General features: G+C 68.7%; 10 protein-coding genes. 4 read left to right on the top strand and 6 right to left on the bottom strand.

All coding sequences use genetic code 11. The annotated features are described in order from the left end of the window. Positions 1-53: 53 nt before the first annotated feature. A complete protein-coding gene (locus ACODRV_RS10700) occupies positions 54-2684 on the top strand; it encodes a TonB-dependent receptor (RefSeq protein ID WP_141627696.1) in 2631 nt (876 codons plus the stop codon). Between the two features lie 350 nt (positions 2685-3034). On the opposite strand, the gene ACODRV_RS10695 is transcribed toward ACODRV_RS10700, so the two are convergent. Next, positions 3035-6292, bottom strand: a complete 3258-nt coding sequence (locus tag ACODRV_RS10695; protein ID WP_488908307.1) for an efflux RND transporter permease subunit — start codon at positions 6290-6292, stop codon at positions 3035-3037. Between the two features lie 2 nt (positions 6293-6294). Then, positions 6295-7410 carry an efflux RND transporter periplasmic adaptor subunit gene (locus ACODRV_RS10690; protein ID WP_240811659.1) on the bottom strand — a complete coding sequence of 372 codons (1116 nt, stop codon included), beginning with the start codon at positions 7408-7410 and terminating at the stop codon, positions 6295-6297. A 226-nt stretch (positions 7411-7636) separates the two neighbouring features. Between ACODRV_RS10690 and lepA the strand changes: the two genes are divergently transcribed. Next, on the top strand, positions 7637-9445 hold the full coding sequence (gene lepA / locus ACODRV_RS10685; protein WP_141627694.1) for a translation elongation factor 4: 1809 nt from the start codon (positions 7637-7639) through the stop codon (positions 9443-9445). Positions 9446-9447: 2 nt separating this feature from the next. Next, positions 9448-10230, top strand: a complete 783-nt coding sequence (locus ACODRV_RS10680) for an enhanced serine sensitivity protein SseB C-terminal domain-containing protein (protein WP_488908306.1) — start codon at positions 9448-9450, stop codon at positions 10228-10230. On the opposite strand, the gene ACODRV_RS10675 is transcribed toward ACODRV_RS10680, so the two are convergent. The 4 genes from ACODRV_RS10675 to ACODRV_RS10660 all read right to left on the bottom strand — a co-directional run bounded on the left by ACODRV_RS10675 (position 10231) and on the right by ACODRV_RS10660 (position 16200). After that, positions 10231-11745, bottom strand: a complete 1515-nt coding sequence (locus ACODRV_RS10675) for an NfrA family protein (RefSeq protein WP_488908305.1) — start codon at positions 11743-11745, stop codon at positions 10231-10233. It abuts the gene before it with no gap. Beyond that, positions 11732-14032: a glycosyl transferase family protein gene (locus ACODRV_RS10670; protein ID WP_488908304.1), complete on the bottom strand. Its 2301-nt coding sequence runs from the start codon at positions 14030-14032 to the stop codon at positions 11732-11734. The genes ACODRV_RS10675 and ACODRV_RS10670 overlap by 14 nt, the downstream gene beginning before the upstream one ends. A gap of 3 nt (positions 14033-14035) precedes the next feature. Beyond that, a complete protein-coding gene (gene wecB / locus ACODRV_RS10665) occupies positions 14036-15163 on the bottom strand; it encodes a non-hydrolyzing UDP-N-acetylglucosamine 2-epimerase (protein WP_488908303.1) in 1128 nt (375 codons plus the stop codon). Positions 15164-15342: 179 nt separating this feature from the next. Then, positions 15343-16200, bottom strand: coding sequence for a hypothetical protein (locus tag ACODRV_RS10660; protein ID WP_488908302.1), 858 nt, complete (start codon positions 16198-16200; stop codon positions 15343-15345). A gap of 255 nt (positions 16201-16455) precedes the next feature. Between ACODRV_RS10660 and ACODRV_RS10655 the strand changes: the two genes are divergently transcribed. Further along, positions 16456-17007, top strand: coding sequence for an OmpA family protein (locus ACODRV_RS10655; RefSeq protein ID WP_141627687.1), 552 nt, complete (start codon positions 16456-16458; stop codon positions 17005-17007). The last annotated feature ends 137 nt before the right edge of the window (positions 17008-17144 follow it).

The following is a 17144-nucleotide window of genomic DNA, read 5'->3' as shown; positions in this document are numbered from 1 at the left end:
AACGCCGTGGCTACCGTCTGAAGCACGGGCCCGGCCTCAGTCGGGGAGTGGGCATGCGCCTCACCAATATTCTTCGGACCACCGTTTCGGCCGCCGTCGTCGGCGCCTGCGCCTTCGGCTTCGCCGGTGTCGCTTCCGCGCAGGACCAGGACGGTCCGACCACCATCGACGACATCATCGTCACCGCCCAGAAGCGTGAACAGAACCTGCAGGACGTGCCGATCGTGGTCACCAGCCTGCCGGCCGAGGCGCTGGAGAACGCGGGCGTTCGCGACATCAAGGATCTTCAGATCCTGACCCCGGGCATGACCGTCACCTCGACCCAGTCGGAAGCCTCGACCACCGCCCGCATCCGCGGCGTCGGCACCGTCGGCGACAACCCCGGTCTGGAAAGCTCGGTCGGCGTCGTGATCGACGGCGTCTATCGCTCGCGCAACTCGGTCGGCTTCGGCGATCTGGGCGAAATGAGCCGCATCGAGGTGCTGAAGGGCCCGCAAGGGACCCTGTTCGGCAAGAACACCTCGGCGGGCGTCATCAACATCCTGACCGAAGCCCCGTCGTTCACCCCGGGCTTCTCGGGCGAGGCGACCGCCGGCAACTACGGCGCCATGGGCGTGTCGGGTTCGGTCACCGGTCCGATCACCGACCAGCTGGCCTTCCGCCTGTACGCCGGCCGCCGCGTCCGCGACGGCTTCTATGACGTGGACACCGGCGACGGCCCGCGCACCCAGACGGACGACGCCAACCAGGACTTCTTCACCACCCGCGGCCAACTGCTGTGGCTGCCGAACGACAACACCTCGATCCGCGTCATCGCCGACTACACCTCGCGCGACGAGTACTGCTGCGCCGGCGTCCAGATCCGCACCGGCCCGACCTATCCGTTCGTCGACGCCCTCTCGACCGGCACCGGCCAGCGTCCGCCGGCCGCCGGCTTCGGCCCGCTGCCCTTCTCGCGCCAGGCCTTCTCGAACCGCGGCACGGGACAGGACATCCATGACATGGGCGTCTCGGTCGAGGCGAACATCGACATGCCGGGCCTGTTCGGCGGCGCGACCCTGACGTCGATCACGTCGTGGCGCGACTGGAACGGCGAAATCGGTATGGACATCGACTATACCGGCGCCGACATCCTGTATCGCGAACAGGACGGCGACTACGGCTACTCGGTCGATAACCTGACCCAGGAACTGCGTCTGGCCGGTTCGAACGAGCGTATCGACTGGCTGGTCGGCGTCTTCGCCACGCGTGAGCGCATCGGCCGCGCCGACAGCTACTACTTCGGCGCCGACTATGGTCCGTTCCTGTCGCTGCTGCTGACCGCCCAGTTGAACGCCGCCACCGCCGGCTCGCCGACGCCTCCGGGACCGATCCCGATCAATCCGGGCCGCGTCGGCTGCTTCACCGCGACGGGTCAGACCGCCGCGGGTCTCGGCGGCTGCCTGTACGGTCTGGTTCCGGCCACGGGTCCGGGCTTCACCGTCGGTCAGGGCGTTGAGGACTTCTACGAGCAGGAGTCGACCTCCTACGCCATCTTCACCAACAACACCTGGCACGTCACCGACAAGTTCGACCTGACCCTGGGTCTGCGTTACACCATCGACGACAAGAGCCTGGACGCCCGCCAGCGCAACGTGAACGGCAACGGCGCGACCTGCGCCGCCTTCGCCGCCAACGCCGGCGCTATCGCCGGCGCCCTGGGCGCCGCGGCCGCGCCGACCATCATCGGCAACGCCTGCCTGCCCTGGGCCAACGCCGCCTTCAACAACCGCAACATCTCCGAGAGCTTCGATGACGGCGAGCTGAGCGGCACCATCAAGGCCGCCTACCGCATCAACGACTCGATCATGACGTATGCGTCGTATGCCCGCGGCTACAAGAGCTTCGGCTACAACCTGGACCGCGTGCAGACGGGCGTCACCCCGGTCGCCTCGCTGCTGTTCCCGTCGGAAGTCGTGGACAGCTACGAAGCGGGCGTGAAGATGACCCTGCTGAACCGGACCGTTCTGCTGAACGCGACCTACTTCGACCAGACCTTCACCGACTTCCAGCTCAACACCTTCCTCGGCACCGCCTTCGTGGTGGAATCGATCCCCGAGCTGACCTCGCGCGGTGTGGACGCCGACTTCCTGTGGTTCACCCCCATCGACGGCCTGAGCCTGGGCGGCGGTCTGACCTACACGAACACCGAGTACGGCAACTTCACCGCCGCGGACCTGACGAACCCGGGCAACTTCCCGCAGCTCTCGCTGCTGCCGGGTTCGCGCGCCTCGTTCGCTCCGGAATGGTCGGCCTCGGCCTCGATCAACTATGAGCGCAGCATCGGCAACGGCGGTCGCGTCGGCTTCAGCCTCGCCGCCAAGTACATGAGCGACTACAACACCGGTTCGGACCTCCTGCCCTACAAGGCGCAGGACGCGTTCACGACCGTCAACGGCCGTATCTCGATCGGCACCGAGGACGAGCGCTGGACCGTCGACATCTGGGCCCAGAACCTGACCGACGAAGAGTATGTGCAGGTCGCCTACAACGGTCCGCTGCAAGGCACCGCCTTCCAGTCGACCCTGCAGTCGGGCGGCACCCACCCGGGCACCTACTACAACGGCAACCTGGACACCCAGACCTACAACGCCTTCCTGGGCCAGCCGCGCACCTACGGCATCACCCTGCGCGCGAAGTACTAAACGCCTCGCCATCGGCGAAACGTGGAACCGGCCGGGGGCGACCCCGGCCGGTTTTGTTTTGGGGCCTGAAAGGGGGCGGGTCAGCTGGCGCGAACCGCGGGAGGGCGGCGCGCGGGCGTCGGCGCGCTTATCGTTCGATGGGCGCCGGTCCGGCATGGGACGTTCGGGCAGGGCGGCTGACGGCGCTTGCGCTCGAGCTCCACCCCGACGGCGTCTCGCCGGCCGTCTTCGAAGCGAGAGGCGAGTATGGCGATTATCTCGTCCATCAGACGCGCCGTTCGCATTCGGCGCACGGCTGACCGCGACGGCGGTGGTGCTACCCGCCGCCGTCGCGCATCATCATCGTCTGATCACCAGCGGTCGTCCGGCGTCGTCGCGCCGGCGTCCGCGTCCGCACCGGTCTCCGGCGCGAGCGTCTGCTCATGACCGCGCTGGGCATGGAACATCCTGTCCATGCGCTTCTCCAGCCGGGTCTTCACCCCGTCGATCAGGCTGAACACCACCGGTACGAACAGCAGGCTCAGCGCGGTCGAGGTGATCAGACCGCCGATCACCGCGATGGCCATCGGCGAGCGGAAGGCCGTGCCTTCGCCCAGCGCCGCCGCGATCGGCAGCATCCCCAGACCCATGGCGAAGGTGGTCATGATGATCGGCCGCGCCCGCTTGTGCGCCGCGTCGATCAGGGCCTCACGCTTGGTCATCCCCTGACGCATCGCCATGATCGCGTAGTCGACCAGCAGGATCGAGTTCTTGGCCGCGATCCCGGTCAGCATGATGATGCCGATCAGGGCGGGCATGGACATCGACTTGCCGGTGACCAGCAGGGCGAAGAAGGCGCCGCCGAACGACACCGGCAGGGCCGCCAGAATGGTGATCGGGTGGAAGAAGCTGCCGAACAGCAGCACCAGCACCACGTACATCAACAGGATGCCCGTCACGATGGCGAAGGCGAAGCCCGCGCCCAGTTCGGCGTTGCTTTCGGCGTCGCCGGTCAGTTGCTGCTCAACGCCCGCGGGCAGGTTCTTCATCGCCGGCAGCTCGTCGATGGCCTTGGTGGCCTCGCTGAACGTCGTGCCGCTGATCTCGGCGGTGATGTTGGCCACCCGGCGACGGTCAAGACGATCGATCTGGTTGGGGCCCGCCCCGAAGCCGATGTCGGCCACGGCGGACAGGGGCACGACCCCGCCCGAGGCGGTCGGCACCTTCAGATTCTCCAGAACCGCGAGGTCGGTGCGCGATTCCTCGGCCAGCATCACCCGGATCGGAACCTGCCTGTCGCCCAGATTGAACTTGGGCAGCAGCTGGTCGGCGTCGCCCAGGGTGGCGACTCGCGCCACCTGGCTGATGTCCTGCGTGGAGACGCCTTGCAGGGCCGCGATATCGGCCTTGGGCGTGATCAGGATTTCAGGACGCACCAGAGCCGACGACGAGATGACGTTGGCCACGCCCTTGATGTCCCGCATGCCGCGCTCGACGTTGGCCGAGGCCTGCTCCAGCGCGACGGGATCGTCGCTGACCAGGGCGATGGCGATCAGGCCCGATCCGCCGGCGCCGGCGGCGCCGAACTGGCTGCGGGCGCCGGGAATGGCGCGCAGGGTCGGGCCGAAATTCCGTTCGAACTGCTGCTGGCTGATGCTGCGGTCCGACCGGGGGACCAGATTGACCGTCAGGCTGGCCTTGCGAACCTCGCCCGCGCTGCCGCCCCCGCCGGGCCCGAAACTGACCGTCGCCGAGCCGATGGACGAATAGACCGACTTCACTTCCGGCAGTTTCATCAGCGCGGTGTTGATCCGCTGAACGGCGGCGTCGGTTTCGTCCAGCGTCGTGCCGGGCGGCAGCTGGATCGTCAGCGACGACCGTGACTGGTCCTCCACCGGGATGAACTCGCTCGGCAGCAGGGCGGCCAGCCCCAGCGAGCCGATAAAGAAGACGGCCCCCATCCCCAGCACCCACAGCCGGTGATCGCAGAAGCGGGCGCGGACCCGCTTCAGGAACGGCGGCTTGCGCCGGACCGGTTGCTCCGTCGCCGGAGCCTCGCCCGCGACCGTCTTGCCGCGGTCGCCCAGGCACCACTCCAGAGCCCGCAGATACGCGCCCATCCAGGCCGGATCCTTGTGCTCCTTGCCCTGATCGCGCTTCAGCAGATAGGCGCCCATCAGGGGGGTCAGGGTTCGCGCCACCAGCAGGGAGAACAGCACGCTCACGCAGGCGGCGATGGCGAAGCTGACGAAGAACTGGCCGACGATGCCCGGCATGAAGCCGGTCGGCGCGAACACCGCCACCAGCGTCGCCGTGGTGGCCATGACGGCCAGGCCGATTTCGTCCGCCGCCTCGATGGCCGCCGGATAGGGCGCCTTCCCGTCCCGGATGTGCCGGACGATGTTCTCGATCTCCACGATCGCGTCGTCGACAAGGATGCCGACGGTCAGCGACAGGGCCAGCAGCGACACCACGTTCAGGGATTGCCCCATCAGGTCCATCACCCAGAAGGTCGGGATCAGGCTCAGCGGCATGGCCACGGCGGCGATCAGGGTCGCGCGCCAGTCCCGCAAGAAGACGAACACCACCGCGACAGCCAGCAGGGCGCCCAGAACCAGGGCTTCGACCGAGGCGTGGAAATTGTTGATGACGTCCTGGGTGGTGTTGGCCACCTCTTCCATGGTGACGTCGTCGCGTTCAGCGTCCAGGGCCTCGATGGCGTCTTTTGTCGCGTTGTAGACGCCCACCTCGGACGAGCCGATGGCGCGCGAGATGCCGAAGCCGACGACTTCCTGCCCGTTGAAGCGGGCGCGGCCCCTCTGCTCGGACCATTCGTCCGTCACCTCGCCCAGCTCGCTCAGCCGCACGGTGCGCGATCCGACAGGGATCAGGGTGTTGCGCAGTTCCTCCACGGATTTGGCCGAGCCGACGGTGCGGATGGCCTGTTCGCTGCCGGCCAGTTCGCCGCGGCCGCCGGGCAGGTTGATATTCTGGGTGCGCAGCTGGATCGACACGGCGGCCGCCGTCACCCCGGCGGCCTCCAGTCGGGCGGGGTCCAGCTTGATGCGGATTTCCCGCGTCACGCCGCCGTCGCGGCTGACCTGACTGACGCCGCGAACCGACAGCAGCCGTTTGGCCACCGTGTTGTCGACGAACCAGCTCAGCTCCTCCGGGCTCATGCCCGGCGCCCGCACCACATAGTTGGCGAACGGAATTGCGGTGAACTCGATGCGCTGGACGATCGGCTCCTGCACGTCGGCGGGCAGGTTCTGGCGAATGCCGGAGACCGCATTGCGGACGTCATTGGTGGCCTTCTCCAGCTCGACACCCAGCTGGAATTCAATCGAGGTCGTCGAGACGCCCTCGTTCACGGTCGAGGTGATGTGCTTCACCTGCCCCAGTCCCGCGACCGAGTCCTCCACCAGCCGCGTCACTTGGGTTTCCATCTCGGTCGGCGCGGCGCCCGACTGGACGACCGTGACCGCTACGATCGGCAGATCGACGTCCGGAAAATTATTGGTGCGCAGTTTGAAGTAGCTGGCCGTCCCCGCGATCGTCAGGACGATAAAGAGCAGGACGATCGGGATCGGGTTCCGGATCGACCAGGACGAGATGTTGTTGAAGTTCATCCTCAGCGCCCTTGCTGGCCGGCCGTCGGCAGGGGCGGGGTCGGACGTCCGATGGTCACCAGATCACCGTCGCCGAGGAAGCCGGCGCCCGAAACAACCACCCGCTGCCCGGCCTGCAGGCCGCCGGTGATGGCGACGTTGTCGCCGCTGCGCGCGCCGGTCTGCACCAGGGTGAAGCGCACCGCGTCATTCTGGCCAATCACATAGACGCCCGCGCGGCCCTCCCGGAAGACGACGGCCGAGGCGGGGATGATCAGGGCCGGGGCGGCGCCGACGCTGATGGTGGCGCGGGCGAAATTGCCCGGCTTCAGCGCGGAATTCGGGGCCAGGGTGATGCGCGCCACACCCAGACGGGTCTGCGGGTCGACTTCCGGCGTTACGATGCGGACCGTCCCGGTCGTGCTTCCGCTCTGGTCGGAGGTGATGGTCGCCGTCTGGCCGGCGGCCACCAGAGGCAGTTCGGTCTCCGGCACCTGGGCGTCCAGCTCCAGCCGGCCGTCCCGCACCATGCGGAACAGCTCCGTCCCGGCGCCGACGATCTGGCCGCGGGTCACGCTGCGGCTGATGATCCGGCCCGCCACGGGCGCGCGGATCACGCTCTGGTCCAGACGGGTGCGGGTCTCCGACAGGGCGGCGAGAGCGGCCGCCAGATTGGCCTGCGACGAGCGCTGGTTCGCCAGGGCCGTATCCAGCGATGCCTGGCTCAGGAAGCCGCGTTCCTTCAGTTCCTGCGCACGCGCCAGGGCGGCGTCATCGCGGGCGGCGTTGGCCCGGGCGGTCTGCACCTGGGCCTCCTGCTGGCGAAGCTGCGCGCGCAGCAGGGCGTCATTCAGCTGAACCAGAGGCTGGCCCTGACGGACCCAGCTGCCTTCATCCACGAACACGCCCGTGGCCACCAGTCCGCCGGTCTCGGCGCCGACCGGCACCTCTTCCCAGGCCGAGACGCTGCCCGACGCGGTTACGGCGCGGGGCAGGGCGACCTGCGTCACCGTGGCGGCGGTCACGGTCTGACGTGACGGCGGCGCGGGCTCTTCCTTCTTCTCGCAGGCGGAGACCACCAGGGCGGCGGTCAGCAGCGCAGCGGCGACGGCCCGACGGCCTTGAAACTTGATCGACACTTGGCATCCCCTTGGCGATCGCGCGGGAGGGGCGCGATCCAGCGAAACAACGCCCGTTCGGGCGTCCGGTTGTCATCCGCCGTTGAATACCGTTTCCCGGACCCGCCGCAAACTGACAAAGCGTCGCCTTACAAGTTCGTAATCCGCAACAAAATCAGTGGCGGAGACGGTTCATTTCGCCGTTCCGTTGGCGCTTTTCCGCCTGCCGTGCTAGGCGCGCCGGACCATGCCGACCACCCCCATCGAACGCATCCGCAACTTCTCCGTCGTCGCCCACATCGACCACGGCAAGTCCACGCTCTCCGACCGCCTGATCCAGTACACGGGCGGCCTGACCGCGCGCGAAATGTCCGCCCAGGTGCTGGACAACATGGACATCGAAAAAGAGCGTGGCATCACCATCAAGGCGCAGACCGTGCGCCTGAACTACAAGGCGAAGGACGGGCTCGATTACGTCCTGAACCTGATGGACACGCCGGGCCACGTCGACTTCGCCTATGAGGTCTCGCGCTCGCTGGCCGCCTGCGAAGGCTCGCTGCTGGTCGTCGACGCCTCGCAGGGCGTGGAGGCCCAGACCCTGGCCAACGTCTATCAGGCCATCGACAACAACCACGAGATCGTGCCGGTCCTGAACAAGATCGACCTGCCGGCCGCCGAGCCCGACCGGGTCCGCGCCCAGATCGAGGACGTCATCGGCATCGACGCCTCCGACGCCGTCATGGCCAGCGCCAAGTCCGGCATCGGCATCGAGGATGTTCTGGAAGCCATCGTCACCCGCCTGCCGGCTCCGAAAGGCGACGTCGACGCCCCGCTGAAGGCCATGCTGGTCGACGCCTGGTACGACCCCTACCTCGGCGTCGTGCTGCTGGTCCGCGTCTTCGACGGCGTGCTCAGGGCCGGCCAGCGCGTGAAATTCATGCAGAACGGCTCGACCCATCTGGTCGACCGCGTCGGCGTCTTCCTGCCCAAGAACACCCCGGTCGATCAACTGGGGCCGGGTGAGGTCGGCTTCATCACCGCCCAGATCAAGGAAGTCGCCCACGCCGCCGTCGGCGACACCATCACTGACGAGAAGAAGCCGACCGCCGAACCGCTGCGGGGCTTCAAGGAAGTCCAGTCGGTGGTCTTCTGCGGCCTGTTCCCGGTGGACGCCGCCGACTTCGAGGACCTGCGCGCGGCCATCGCCCGCCTGCGCCTGAACGACGCCTCCTTCACCTATGAGATGGAAAGCTCGGCCGCCCTGGGCTTCGGCTTCCGCTGCGGCTTCCTCGGCCTGCTGCATCTGGAGATCATCCAGGAGCGCCTGAGCCGCGAGTTCAATCTCGACCTCATCGCGACGGCGCCCTCTGTCGTCTACAAGATCGCCCTGCGCGACGGCAGCACCATGGACCTGCACAATCCGGCCGATCTGCCGGACGTCATGCAGATCATGGACATCTCCGAGCCGTGGATCAAAGCCACCATCCTGACGCCCGAGGAGTACCTCGGCGGCGTGATCAAGCTGTGTCAGGATCGGCGCGGCGAGCAGAAGGAACTGACCTGGGTCGGCACCCGGGCCATGGTCGTCTACGAACTGCCGCTGAACGAGGTCGTCTTCGATTTCTACGACCGCCTGAAGTCGATCTCGAAGGGCTACGCCTCGTTCGACTACGAGATCACCGAATACAAGGTCGGCGATCTGGTGAAGATGTCGATCCTCGTGAACGCCGAGCCGGTCGACGCCCTCAGCATGCTGGTCCACCGCAACCGCGCCGAGACCCGCGGCCGCGGCATGGTCGAGAAGATGAAGGAGCTGATCCCTCCGCACATGTTCCAGATCCCGATCCAGGCCGCCATCGGCGGCAAGATCATCGCCCGCGAAACCGTCCGCGCCCTGCGCAAGGACGTGACCTCCAAATGCTACGGCGGCGACGCCACCCGGAAGAAGAAGCTTCTGGAGAAGCAGAAGGAAGGCAAGAAGCGCATGCGGCAGTTCGGCAAGGTCGAAATCCCGCAGGAAGCCTTCATCGCGGCGTTGAAGATGGATGAGGATTGAGAATGAGCCAGCCGTCGACTTTTGAACCCGTCAACATGGTCGAACAGCAGTTGCTCGCCGCCGCCCAAGGCGACGCGCAGGCGCAAAAGGCTTTCGAGCGGTTCATCCTCGACGAAACCCTCTTTCTCGCCACACCCGAAGCGCCGGAGGGAGAAAGCAGCGGAGTTCTGGCGGTCGATACGACGGTCAAGCTCCTGAACGTGCCGCTGAACGATGGACGGCAGGCGGCGGCGGTTTTCACCTCGCCGCAACGGGTACATGAGGCCTTTGGCGAAGTTGGCTACATGGGGCTGCAGGGCCGGGTTTTGTTCGACATCATCCGAACAGGACCCGCGATCCTCAATCCCGGTCAGCCCTATGGTGTGGTCTGGGAACCGGACGCAATGGCGACCATGCTTGGGCTGCCGGTCCAGCGCGTGGTAAAGAAAGACACCAGGTTGATGCTCGGCCATCCGGCGGAGCCTCCGGTCGACCTCATCGCCCGTCTCAAGACTGCCTTTTCTGACGTTCGTGATGTCGAGGCGGCTTGGCTGGCGCTGGCGCTGTGGCCCGAAGATCAGAGCCAGACCTGGTATCTGGACGTGCGCACCAACAGCGAGGATCGCGAACAGATTCAGCGGGCGCTGAGTGCAGCTGTGGACGGCGCCGACCTCATGGGACGCCCCCTGGACATGACGGTGAAATCGCCTCGCGAGGCCGAAGGCGCCGGCATCGTGATCATCGCGCCGGGCCGCCCTGTTTCGCCGCCGCGGAAAAAGAGCTGGCTGGGCAAGCTGTTCGGCTGATCAGAACCCGAAGGTGAGGGCTGCCACCACGCCCTCATCCCGCGGCCCGTCGCCGATCGGCGCATAGTACCCCAGCGATACATCCAGATAGCGTCCCGGCGCGCGCAGGTCGTCGCCGCCCATCCAGTGGCGCCAGGCGACGCGGGGGCCGGCGGCGACCGCCCACTCTTCCGCGCGCAGGCTGTCGTAGTCGGCCCTTACGCCCACCCCGGCGGTGACCGTGTCGCGGCGGCTTTCGCTCGCCACCCAGGTCCAGCCCAGGTTGGCGTCGGCGACCACATAGGTCTGCTCGTCCTCGATCAGGCGGGCGGCGTCGACATAGACATGGGCCGAGGGCCAGCTGTCGCGGTCGTAGCGCAGGTCGCCGCCCACATCCGCCGACCAGGCGGCGCGCAGCATGGTGTCGTCCCGCGCCGCGTCGCCGAGGGCGATCAGGCGGCTGGCTTCGAGCGACAGATTGGTTTCGGTGAAGGGCTTCCAGCGCACGCCGACCCAGCCCTGCGTGGTGTCGCCGCCGGTCGGGCCGGTGTCGGCGTCCAGCGTCTGCCAGGCGCGGGCGAAGACCTGCACCGGGCGCCCGTTGTTGTCGCCGCCGACGCGGGCCCAGACCTCGCCGCCGACCTGCGTCACCTGATCCCCGCCGTTGTTGAGCAGGGTCGTGGCGCTGGCGGCCGGGCCGGTCGAGACGGTGGCCGCGCCGCCCCAGCGGTCCTCCAGCGTCTGCAGCTCGCGGCCGATCTCGTGGCGGCGCTGCGGCGTCAGTTGCTCGGCGGGCAGGGTGCGGGCCCCCTGTTCCAGCCATGTGATGGCCTCGGCGTCCTGCCCCGCCCGGCGGGCGGCGTAGGCGGCGTCCAGCGCCAGCGCGCCCTTCAGCGGCTCGGCCCGGTCGGCGGCGGCGAAGGCCTGCACCGCCAGCCGGTCGTCGCGCGCGCCCACGGCGGCATAGGCGAAGTCCAGCGGCGCATCGCCCGGCAGGATGCCGTTGGCGGCGGCCTCACGCAGCGTCGTGCGCGCCTCGCCCGTCCGGCCCAGTTGCGTCAGCGCCTGCGCCCGCGCCCGGGCCAGATAGGCCCGGCTCTCGGCGGTCGGGGCCAACGGCGCGGCCAGTCCATAGGCCTCGGCCGCCTGTTGCAGGTCGCCGGTCTGGCGCGCGGCCTCGGCGCGACGGCTCTGGACGCGATGGTCCCAGCTGCCGGCCACCGGTTGCAGGGCGGCCAGCGCGCCGGCCTGATCGCCTGATCCGGTCAGGGCGTCGGCCAGCAGCAGTCGCCACTCCAGGTTTTCGGGCGAGGCGTCCACCGCGCGGCGGGCCGGGGCGACCGCATCGGCGGGGCGGCCCGCGCTCATCGCGGCATAGGCGGCGGTGGCGTCGGCGTATCCGCTGTCGGAAGCGGCCACGGTCTGGGCCTGAACGACGGCGGGCGTCATCACGGCGGCGCCGCAGGCGGCCAGGGCGACGGAGGCGAGAAGGAGCGAGCGGTTCACGGCGAAGCCTCGGCGGTCAGACGGGTTCATGACGGGGATCGACCGGCGCGCTCTTCAGCGCCTCGGCCAGATGTTCGTTCAGCCAGCGGGCGCTGCGCTGGTCCTGCAGCGCCGCCTCGATGTCGGCGGCCGACACCATGTTCAGCCGCGTCAGGGTCTCGCCCAGCGAGCGGCCGTCGGCGCGCGACGCGGCCAGCGCCGTTTGCAGGTCGGCGTGGCTGATGCGGCCCTGACGGATCAGGATGTCGCCCAGCCGCGCATAGCCGGCCCGCACCGAGCGCCACAGCATGGCTTCGCGCGAGGCGTCCAGATGGCCCGCCGCCCGCATCCGCGCCAGCTGTGCGCGCACGCCGGAGAAGGGATCCTCGCCCCAGGCGAACCGGATCGCGAAGGCGATGTCGCTCAGCGGCGCGAACAGGAAGCGGACGCTGCGCACGCCCTGCAGGCCGAAGCGCCGCTCCAGCGCCGTCCGCTGGTCGGCGGGCAGGGGCTCGGCCAGCGCCACGTCCAGCCCGGTCCCGTTCCGGCGCAGCGGCACCGCGCCGTAGCGCGCGGCCTCCTGCGGCGTCAGCAGGGCCAGCACATCCCGGTCGATCTTGAACGGGTCGAAGATCGAGGCGTAGGTCTCGCCGCGCTCGGCGAAGGCCTCGGCCAGATGATCGTCGTCCACCGCAGCCAGATCGAGCAGCAACAGGCCCAGCGGACGATAGCCGTCCTTCTGCGCCTCCAGCGCGCGGGTCAGATCGGCCTCGCTGACGTGGTTCCAGAACCGCAGCGTCTCCCCCAGACGGCCCGAACCCTGCTGCAGCTCCGACAGCGACGGATAGGCGTGCTGGGTCTTGTCCCAGGCGATCGGGCGGCCGGTCATGAGATGGCTCAGCCACTGGCGCGACGCCCGCCAGAAGGCGCCGAACGAGATCAGGTTCGAGGTCACGATCCGGATCGGCGTCAGCGGCACATGCTTCAGACCGTGATTGATCCCCGTGAACCAGGCGCGGTGCAGGATGCGGTTGACCAGGAACAGGAAGTTGATCGTCACGACCACCCAGACCCAGTGGCGGTCGATCACCGGCGGCAGGTTCACCGCCTCGGGCCAGATCATCTCGACCAGCAGAAGGCCCAGCAGCTGGACCACGATCACATAGCCGAAGATCCCGACCGGGGCGGTGAACAGCGCCTTGCGGTCGCGGAACAGGTAGTAGCGGTTCACCAGCCCGCCGAACCAGCCCAGCTGCGCCCAGCCCATGATCGAGATGCCCAGGGTCCAGCGCGCCTTCTGCCGGACGCTGTAGGCGAATTTGTGCGGGAAAAACTCCCTGGTCGCCACCAGCTCGCGGCGCTTGATGTCGACCATCCCCTTGCGGAGCCACGCCTTCCTCTGGCGCGGCACGCGGGCGTGATAGCGCACGAACTGCGACGGATAGCCGAGCGCGCTCAGGCGGTGGGCGACGTCATAGTCCTCGGTCAGGCTGTCGGTGTTGAACGGCTGGCCGTCCTTCTCCTCGACCAGCGCCATCATGGCCTTGCGGTGGAAGGCCGTGGCCACCCCCGCCGACGGCGTCATCCGGGCCAGCGCCGAGCGCACCGGCAGGTCCTTGGTGTGGAACTCGGCGAACTCGTCCATGTAGTGGCAGGCGACGAGACTGGTCCATTTGCGGTCCATCGACAGGACCGGCATCTGGATCATGGCCGCCTCATCGACGAACCAGTTGACCGTCTTCAGCCCGAACGGATGCACCACGTCCTCGGCGTCGTGCATCAGGAAGGCGCCGAACGTCTGGCCGGTCTTCTCCTCGTACAGAAGGATGTTCTGGATGATCCAGTTCAGGCAGTCGGCCTTGGACGTCGGGCCGTCATGCGGCACCTCGGCGCGGTGCACATTGGGAAAGCGCTGGCGCACCTTCTCGACCTCGCGCCGGGTGTCCGCGTCGTTCGCATAGACGCCCACGAAGATGTGGTAGCGGCTGTAGTCGAAGGTGTTGTTGGTGTTGGCCACCATGCTGGCGATGACGTCTGACTCCTGCCAGGCGGGCACCATGATGGCGATCAGCTTCTCGGGTTCGCGCTCCAGCAGGCGTTGCGGCGCGGGCCGGTCCCAGAAGGTGCAGAACCGCACCAGCAGCCCCCACCAGTAGGCCAGGTCGATGAACAGGTCGTCCAGCGAGCTGATCAGGATCAGCACGGCCGAGATCATCACCGCCCAGCGCAGCACCTCCCAGTAGCCCAGCACGAAGGCGTACAGGTCCGCGCCCGTCGGCAGGTGCGCCGACAGGGTGGTCAGCCAGGCCCCGAGGGTGATGGCCATGGTGGCGGACATGTCTCAGACGGCCGCCCGGATCTGTTCGCCGCCCAGCGGCTTGGCGGGGCTCCAGCCGGAGATGACGTCGGCGATGCGACCGGCCGCGAAGCCGTCGCCGAACGGGCTGACGGCGCGCACCATCTGCATCCGCTCCGGCTCGTCGGTCAGCAGCTGCGTCGCGGCCTCGACCACGTCTTCGGTGCGTGTGCCGATCAGGCGGGCGACCCCGGCCTCGACGGCCTCGGCCCGTTCGGTGGTCTCGCGCAGCACCAGCACCGGCACGCCCAGCACCGGCCCTTCCTCCTGCACGCCGCCCGAGTCCGACAGCACCAGGGTCGCGCTCTTCAGGTGCGACAGGAAGCCGAGGTAGTCCAGCGGCTCGACGATGCGGATGCGGTCCTGATCCTTCAGCGCGGCGTCCACGCGACCGCGCAGCGCCGGGTTGGCGTGGGCGGCGAAAACGATCTCGATATCGGACACCCTGTCCCGCAGCAGGATCAGCGCGGCCAGCACCTGTTCCAATTCGGGACCCCAGTTCTCGCGCCGGTGCACGGTCACCAGCACCAGCCGGCGGCCGTCGGTCAGCGGAACCGGGCTCACACGGGCGCCCGACAGCCGGACGGCGTCGATCCCGGTGTTTCCGGTCATATGGATGCGGTGCTGGGACACGCCCCCGCGCAGCAGGTTCCGGACCGCGGCCTCGGTCGGGGCGAAATGCAGGTCCGCCAGCTGGCCGACCACGCAGCGCCAGCCTTCCTCGGGGAAGGGCTGATCCAGATCGAAGGTGCGCAGACCGGCCTCGACGTGGCCGATCGGAATGCGCCGGGCGAAGCCCGCCATCGCGCCCGCCGCCGTCGTCGAGGTGTCGCCCTGGACCAGCACCAGCTGCGGCGCCAGTCGGCCCAGCACGTCGTCCAGCCGGTCCATGATCTGTGCGAAGCGTCCGCCCAGCGTCCGTTCCGGCGACGGCGGGTCCAGCCGGATGTCCGGCGTGATGCCGAAGGTCTCCAGCGCCTGGGCGTTCAGCGCGCCCTGCTGCTCGGTGGAGATCCACACCGGCTCCAGCCCCGGCGTGGCGGCCAGCGCCGCGCGCACGGGCGCCATTTTGACGACTTCCGGGCGGGTGCCCGCAAGGATAGCGATTTTCACGTTCAGCCCCACAGTCCTGTCGAGCAACCTCGACAGTCGCGGTGTGCAACGTTCGCGCCCAACGGAAGCTGAGCCTTCCGTTGTCCGCCGTTCATCCACGCGAGCCGACACGCCCGCGCGGCTTCTGACCCGCGCTCGCGTCCCCATCGCGACCCCGCCGCGACCGATTTACGGCAGCTTCACCGTTGCAGCAGGTCGCTCCAGCGCCAGCTGGCGGTCCCCAGCGCCACCCGCGCCGCGCCGGGCGCGTCGCTCATCGTCAGCAGCACCATCCCGCGCATGGCCTCCCGGCGACAGGCCTGCGGGGCGAAGGCCACCTCCAGCGCGATGGCCTGACGCACGCCCGCCAGCCCCTTGCCCGTCTGGCCCGGCGTCTGGCGCCAGTCGCCGTCCCAGACCAGCAGGGCGCGGCCCGATCCGGCGGCGCGCTGCGCCGCGTTGACCGCCGCGCGCACCTCGGCGTCGTCGCGCAGGGCGTTCTGGATGTCCCGCACCAGATCGCAGCCGCTCCCGTCGCCCGAACCGCCGCCACCCCCGCCGCCCGCGCCCGCGCCGCCGCCCCCGCCGCCCGATCCCGCTCCGGCCGTCAGGGCGCCGGCCAACTGGGCGTCCCCGATGGTCGGCATGGCGATTTCGGGCGGGGTCGGCGGTCGTGTCGCGGGCAGGGGAACCGGCTCCATCCTCGGCGTCGGCCGGGCCGGGCGCAGGCGTGGCGGCGGGCGTGTCGCGGGCGGACGCACCGTCGGGGCCGGTTGCGCCGCGGCCGGGCCGGGCGTCGGCGTCTCGGCCTTCGGGCCCGGCGGCGGGGGGGCCTTGGTCGGCGCCCTTGGCGGCGGAGGGGGCGGCGGAGGAGGCGGCGGCGCCACCATCTCCAGCAGGATCACCGGCTCCGTCGCCATGGGCGGGGCGTCCGGCTCATCGCGTGTGGCCAGCGCCAGCGGCAGCAGGATCAGGTGCGCCAGCACCGCCCCCGCCGTCGCGCCGACCCGTTGCGCGGTCTTCCGTCCTGTCGTCCCGGGTCGTCCGGTCTCTCGCATCTGTTCTCCGGAACAGTGTTGGATCAGTTCCCGACGCGCCATGATGATCCGCGTCTCGCGTCAGCAAAAAGGCGAAGATCATAAAGTTGTTTCGAAGCTCAGCCTTTCAACTTCACAGAACATCGTCTGGCATGTTTATGCGCAGCTTCCATTGGTCTCATGCAACCTTGGCCGACTTTTGCCGTTTGGCCCCCTGTGCTGGGCGGCATGCGCGACAACCGGGATTGGCGCACCGGACCATTGATGGAGAGACTCTTGATCAAACCGCAATTCAGAACGGCAGCCGCCGTCGGCGTCATCCTGGCCTTCGGCGTCGCCGCTTCGGGCTGCGCCAGCCACCGCTTCGTGCGCGAGCAGACCGCCGTGGTCGACGCCCGCGTGACCACGGTCGAGGGCACCGCCGGCGAGGCGCTCGCCCGCGCCAACGCCGCCCACAAGCTGGCCGAGGGCAAATTCCTGTACGAGGTCGTCCTGTCGGATGACTCGGTGAAGTTCCCGACCGACGGCAACACCCTGTCGCCCGAGGCCGAGTCCCGTCTGGCCGAGTTCGCCCAGCGCCTCGCCGCCGAGAACCGCAACGTCTATCTCGAGATCCAGGGCTATACCGACAGCGTTGGTGACGAACGTCACAACGACCAGCTCGGCGAAGCCCGCGCCGAGGCCGTCCGCCGCTACCTCAGCCGCCGCGGCGTCGCCCTGAACCGCATGTCGGCCATCTCCTACGGCGAGGAATCCCCCGTCGCCTCCAACGACACCGAAGAAGGCCGCGCCCAGAACCGCCGCGTGACCATCGTGGTGCTGTCGTAGGGTGATCTGACCGAGGCCCCGCGACCGCCGGCCCGCGACAAGCGGGCGGTCGCGGGTGCTGATCAACAGACAGGCGCGTGGCCGAAGGGCTGCGGGCCTGTTTGCGTTTCTACCGGAGAGGGGGAGCGGGGTGAGAT

This window comes from Brevundimonas sp. FG8 (genome assembly GCF_057808845.1).
This window is presented reverse-complemented; position numbering and strand designations above follow the sequence as displayed.

Excerpts from the sequence above, each read along its gene's own strand:
- ACODRV_RS10675 (WP_488908305.1), bottom strand. The coding sequence starts at position 11,745 with ATGAACCCGTCTGACCGCCGAGGCTTCGCCGTGAACCGCTCGCTCCTT.
- ACODRV_RS10695 (WP_488908307.1), bottom strand. The coding sequence starts at position 6,292 with ATGAACTTCAACAACATCTCGTCCTGGTCGATCCGGAACCCGATCCCG.
- ACODRV_RS10660 (WP_488908302.1), bottom strand. The coding sequence starts at position 16,200 with ATGCGAGAGACCGGACGACCCGGGACGACAGGACGGAAGACCGCGCAA.
- ACODRV_RS10680 (WP_488908306.1), top strand. The coding sequence starts at position 9,448 with ATGAGCCAGCCGTCGACTTTTGAACCCGTCAACATGGTCGAACAGCAG.
- lepA (WP_141627694.1), top strand. The coding sequence starts at position 7,637 with ATGCCGACCACCCCCATCGAACGCATCCGCAACTTCTCCGTCGTCGCC.
- ACODRV_RS10700 (WP_141627696.1), top strand. The coding sequence starts at position 54 with ATGCGCCTCACCAATATTCTTCGGACCACCGTTTCGGCCGCCGTCGTC.
- ACODRV_RS10670 (WP_488908304.1), bottom strand. The coding sequence starts at position 14,032 with ATGTCCGCCACCATGGCCATCACCCTCGGGGCCTGGCTGACCACCCTG.